At 68.0% G+C, this 5,524-nt stretch carries 4 protein-coding genes; 3 read left to right on the top strand and 1 reads right to left on the bottom strand.

From position 1 onward, the window contains the following. Positions 1-206 precede the first annotated feature (206 nt). The 3 genes from D7Y13_RS37640 (at position 207) to D7Y13_RS37630 (ending at position 3,726) form a co-directional block, all read left to right on the top strand. Complete coding sequence (locus D7Y13_RS37640) at positions 207-776, top strand: tRNA-uridine aminocarboxypropyltransferase (RefSeq protein WP_120532733.1); 570 nt, start codon at positions 207-209, stop codon at positions 774-776. A 115-nt stretch (positions 777-891) separates the two neighbouring features. Next, the gene (locus D7Y13_RS37635; RefSeq protein ID WP_120583407.1) at positions 892-1,824 is read left to right on the top strand and encodes a CARDB domain-containing protein; all 933 of its coding nucleotides are present in this window, start codon (positions 892-894) and stop codon (positions 1,822-1,824) included. A 105-nt stretch (positions 1,825-1,929) separates the two neighbouring features. Continuing rightward, positions 1,930-3,726 carry a DUF885 domain-containing protein gene (locus D7Y13_RS37630; RefSeq protein ID WP_120583419.1) on the top strand — a complete coding sequence of 599 codons (1,797 nt, stop codon included), beginning with the start codon at positions 1,930-1,932 and terminating at the stop codon, positions 3,724-3,726. 8 nt (positions 3,727-3,734) lie between these two features. Here the strand turns inward: D7Y13_RS37630 and D7Y13_RS37625 are convergent. Then, the coding region (locus tag D7Y13_RS37625) for a DUF4135 domain-containing protein (protein WP_120630965.1) at positions 3,735-5,524 on the bottom strand (1,790 nt) is incomplete at its 5' end.

The raw sequence follows: 5,524 nt of genomic DNA, 5'->3' as shown, positions 1-5,524 counted from the left end.
CCCCACCTGCCTCCCCCTGGTGGGTCGAGCGCGCCGAGCTTCTCCTCGCCCCATCGGATCCGCGCGCGACGGAAGGAATCCACCGCCTGCGCTTCGCTTCCAGCCGGCCGTGCCCCCGGTGGGGTGGGTGCTGTCACGAAGGGTCAGGCGTGCCCGGCAACGAGCGCTTTTCTTCCCGGGGCGGCCGGCCCAGGATGGCGGAAGAGATGTCCCGAGCCGACCGCCCGCCCCGCTGCCCGCGCTGCAACCTCGCGATCCACCTGTGCCTGTGCGCTGAGATTCCCCAGGTGGAGACCCGCACCCGGTTCCTCCTGCTCCAGCACGTGCTGGAGACCGCGAAGCGGAGCAACACTGGCCGCGTGGCCGCGCTGGCCCTCGCGAACGCGAAGCTGCTCATCGTCGGTGGAATGACCGAGGCGCTCGACACCTCCCTGCTCAGCGAGCCGGGCACCTGGCTGCTCTTCCCCGACGGCCCCGTCGCACCACCGGACGCCCCCGCGCCAAAGCAGCTGGTGGTGCTGGACGGCAACTGGTCGCAGGCACGGCGGATGACCCAGCGGCTTCCCGCGCTGCGGGCGCTCCCTCGGCTGGTGCTGCCACCGCCCGAGCCCGGAATGCTCCGCCTCCGCGAACCCTCGCATCCGGCCGGCATGTCCACCCTGGACGCCATCGCCCGCGCGGTGGCGCTGCTTGAAGGCGCGGACGTGGCGGCACCGCTGGAGCGGCTGGCCGCGCTTCGGGTGCAACGCATCGCCGACTGCGGGACGCTGAACTAGCCGCCGGGCCCGCGGCAATACCTCTCAAGAGGAACGGGCGCGGAAATTAACGGCACGTCTGTAATCCTTGGCGGCCGTCTTGCATTGCGGGCGGTGTTTGTGCAAGGAATTGCGCATGAAAATCAAGGCAACGGCTGCGTCCCTCTTCCTCCTGGTTGTGCTTGCATCGAATTCCGCCTGGGCCCAGGTGCAGATGAACATCCTGACCGCGCCCGCTGCCATCGCCGACCCGCTCGCCGGGTTCACCGTCAACTACACCATGACGGGAAGCAAGTCTGGCGTCGGAGCCGCGGCGGCCCAGGTGACGTTCTATCTTTCGGCCAGCGCGAACGGGAGCACCGGTGTCTGGCAACTGTTCACGCAGCAGATCCTGCTCAATGGCAGCGGACTGGGGCCGTACTTCCCGCCCGCGGGGACCCAGTCGCGGTACATCTCCCGGTTGTCGATGCAGGCGAATGCGGTTGCCCAACTGGAGGCCATCGCGGCCGCCTGTCAGCCACAGACCTGGTACATCCTGGGGCGGGTGGACAGCACCACCATCCGTTCGACGACGTCTGTCCTGGGCACGACCAAGCCGGCCGACTTCTATTTCACGGGCGGCACGATCACCCCGGCGTCAATCCAGCCTGGAGGCTCCACCGTCATGACGTTCGATCTGTACACGCGCTGCCCGGCGAACACGGCCTCCAGGGTCGGGATCTTCCTGACGGATGCCAACTACCAGTCGCTGGGCTCCATCGGCGCGGTCAACATCGGTGCCGGTGCCGGCACCTCCACGCTGCCGCCTTCGACCATCACGTTCTCCTCCGCCATCGCGCCGGGCACCTATCACCTCGTGCTGGTCGCGGATGTCGACGGTGTGATCGCAGAGAGCAACGAGAACAACAACGCCGGTGACTTCACGCTGGAGGTCACGCCCAGCCCGCTTGCCGCCACCGGCCGTCATGTCGGGGAGCTGGGGACGGGGGTTTCTCTGCCCAACGAGGTCACCTCGGGCAGGCAGGACCTCGCGGTCGGTGCCCCTGGCGAAGCCATCCAGCCGCTCTGAGCGAGCCGATGAACCGCCCACCGGCCCCCGGTGGGCGGTCCTCGCCTGAGGCTTGTCGTGCCGGGGCCCTTCGGCGACGCTCCCGCGTCCCTTCCCCGAGGCTCCATGAACGCACTGCGCCCCACGAGCATCCTCGCCGCGTTGCTGCTGCTGTCCCCTGGCTGCACCACCACGCGCCCACCGGCCCAGGCGGAGTCCCCGGCCGCCCATGCCGCCACGCCCGCGCTGTCTCCCGCCCAGGTGGCGCTGCGCGCCTTCGTGGACGCGCACCTGGAGGAGCACTTCCGCCGCTCGCCGATGTCCGCCACGTCCGCGGGCATCCACGCCCATGACGGGGAGCTGCGCGGCTTCCGGGCCGAGGAGCGGGCGTCGAACCTGGCGTACCTGAAGGAGCAGCTCGCGGCGCTGCCCAAGGCGGTGGACCGTGGCGCGCTGCCACCGGAGGACCGGGCCGACTACGACATCCTGGAGAACCACTTCCGCGCGCGCATCCTGGACCAGGAGGTGGTGCGCTCGTGGGAGCGCAACCCGAACACCTACCTGGGCTTCGCCTCGGGGGCCGTGTTCCAGCTCATCAACCGCGACTTCGCGCCGCTGGAGGAGCGGATGCACTCGGCGGTGAAGCGCATGGCGGTGGTGCCGGAGGTCTTCGCGGCGGCGCCCGCGAACCTCCAGAACCCGCCGAAGCTCTGGACGGAGATCGCGCTGGAGCAGGCGAAGGGCACGCGCGCGCTCTACGCGCAGACGCTGCCGCAGGCCTTCGCGCCGGTGAAGGACGCCGCGCTCCAGGCGGCCTTCCAGAAGGAGCAGGCGCGCTGCCTGGAGGCCATCGACGGGTACATCCGCTTCCTGAAGGACGACCTGCTGCCCCGCTCCAACGGGGCCTTCGCCATCGGAGAGGAGACGTACCGCAAGAAGCTCCAGTACGAGGAGGGCGTCACCGAGAGCATCGACTCGCTGCTGGCCTGGGGGCGCTCGGAGATGAAGCGCACGCAGGCGCAGTTCCGTGAGGTGGCGGGGCGAATCGCGCCGGGCAAGGCGCCCATGGACGTGTACCGCGAGCTGGGCAAGGAGCACCCGGCCCCCGCGGAGCTGGTGTCCACGACGACGGCGACGCTGGAGGACATCCGCCAGTTCCTCATCGACCACCACATCATCACCGTGCCCAGCGAAGTGCGCGCGCGGGTGGCGGAGACGCCGGCGTTCAACCGGGCGCTGTCCTTCGCGAGCATGAGCACCGCGGGCCCGTTCGAGGCGAAGGCGACGGAGGCGTACTACTACGTGACGCCGCCGGACCCGACGTGGAGCGCGGAGCAGACCACGCAGCACATGAGCTTCTACAACCGCTACGCGCTGCCGCTCGTCTCCATCCATGAGGCATACCCGGGGCACTACGTGCAGTTCCTGTGGACCCACCGCATCCAGTCGAAGGTGCGCAGGCTGTTCGGCTCGGGCTCCTTCGCCGAGGGCTGGGGCCTGTACACCGAGCAGATGATGCTGGACGAGGGCTACGGCGGCGCGGGGCCGCAGGCGGACCGGCTGCGGCTGAACCAGCTGGCGCTCTACCTCCAGCGGCTGGCGCGCTACGTGGCGGGCCTGTCACTGCACACGCGGGGGATGACGTACGACCAGGCGGTGCGCCTCTTCGAGGAGGAGGCGTACATGACGCGCATCAACGCGGAGCGCGAGGCGCGCCGTGGCACGTCGGATCCGACGTACCTCGTCTACGCGCTGGGCAAGAAGATGCTGATGGAGCTGCGCGAGGAGGCGAAGGTGAAGTGGGGCAAGGACTTCACCCTCCAGCGCTTCCACGACGCGGTCGTCTCCCACGGCTACCCGCCCGTGCCCATCGTCCGCCAACTGCTGCTGGGGGAGGACGCGGCGCCTTCCGCGTCCCGCTGAGCCGCGTCCTAGAGCTGCTTGCGGATCTCCGCCCGGTACTTCTGGATCTGCTCCCTGAGGAGCTTGTCGGAGTTGGACAGTCGCGCCAGCCGGGCTCGAACGTTCTCCACCGAGCCTGGCGCCGGGATGAGAGCGTCCGTCCTGGGGGCGCGCAGCTCGCGGTAGTCGCTGTCCATGAGGGTGGCCTTGCTGCCGGGTCGGAAATAATAGGAGGGCAGGTCGCCCTGCTTCAGGGCGACCAGGTTGCGCGTGAAGATCGCCGTCTCGGCGGACACGGGACCTTTCTGGCGCTCCTCGTCAGCCACCTCCAGCGCGCTGGCTTCCAGGCGCTCGAAGCTCTGCTCCATGGAGCGCAGGTTGTTCAGCGTGGCTGCCAGGTCCGCGGTGTTGATGAGGTGCCGGACGACGACCTCGCTGATGCGCATGGTCTCGAACCACTTGATGATCTTCACCGCGTCCGTGGCCAGACGGCGCATCATGAACTCGAAGCCGTTCAGGATCTCATCGCGATACTCCTTGGGCTCGATGAGTTCCTTCGTCTTGTCGGAGAAGACGCGGTTCTTTCCCTGCTCGATGTGGCCCGCCTTGCGCTCCAGATAGAACAACGACCTGTCATCCCAGCCCACGACGTAGGGGCCCGAGTGCTGGACCTGGAAGCCCGTCCCCGCGGAGTCGCCGCCCAGCAGGTTCGTGTCCGTCAGGCTCGTCACCTGTCCGAAGGCCATCTCCAGGTCGATGAGGTGCGGCTTGCCCTCGTGCGCGATGAGGTTGCTCAGGTGGAAGTCACGCAGCCCGAAGGTGAGGGCTATCGCCAGCAGCTGGCCGAAGACGCTGTAGAACAGCCGCGCCTGGGCCTTGTCGATGTACTGATCATAGGTGACGAACTCGATGTAGCCATAGGCCCGGAGGGTGCCCACCTTGCGCGGGAGGATCCGGTAGGTGGGCAACTGGAACTGCTCCTGGATCCCCGTGTTGAGCAGCTCCATCAGGCTGTTGGGACGGAAGGGCAGCTGCGAGAACTTCCCGGAGTTCTTCCGCATGTAGTCGCACCTTCCGACCAGGCAGAAGTCGATCATCACGTCCGAGGGCTTGTAGACGAGCCGCTTCGCCTTGCCCTCGCGCGTCTCGAAGGTGAGGAGGATCACCTGCTTGCCTCCCTTGTGCAGGTCGCTCCCGGACAGGTCCAGCTTCGTCAGCCGGACGATGCGGTCCTGCAGCTCCTTCCGGTCATCGACGAAGAGCTCCGCCAGCATCTCGAAGTCGTGCTCCAGGTTGTCGATGAGCTCATGGATGTTGGCGATGAAGTTGGTCGTGACGCGACGAAGGAAGCCGGCCGTCACCGGGTTGCCCGCGAGGAACTGTTCGACGTCCTGCTCGCTGATCGCGCTCTTCGCGTTCTGCCAGAGGGCGTAGAAGTTGCCCCCCTGGAACTGGAAGAAGCTTCGCACGGCCTGGTCGAACCCCGCCTTGCCGTTGACCTGCAACTTCTTCGCCCCCACGGCGGTGTTGATCGCGTTCGCCGCGCCCCCCACGGTGTACTGGCCGAGCAGGTCGCTCAGCCACTGGAGCAGGGCCACGTCATCGAAGGCATTGGCCACCCGGACCGGACTGCTCCCACGCGACACGCGGATGCGGTCATCGATGGCGCGCGCCGCGAGCCGCACGAACGGCAGATACAGCGGCGCCAGCAGGGGGAAGGCGTGCTGGAGGCCCGCCACCTTCGAGGCCAGCGTACTGCTCCCAGAGGAGGGCTGTGAGGTGGAGGGCTTGGAGGTGGAGGGGGAGTCCTTCACCGGAG

This window comes from Corallococcus praedator, from assembly GCF_003612125.1.
GTDB lineage: Bacteria > Myxococcota > Myxococcia > Myxococcales > Myxococcaceae > Corallococcus > Corallococcus praedator.
The sequence above is the reverse complement of the archived record's forward strand: the minus strand, read 5'-3'. Positions and strand labels throughout refer to the sequence as shown.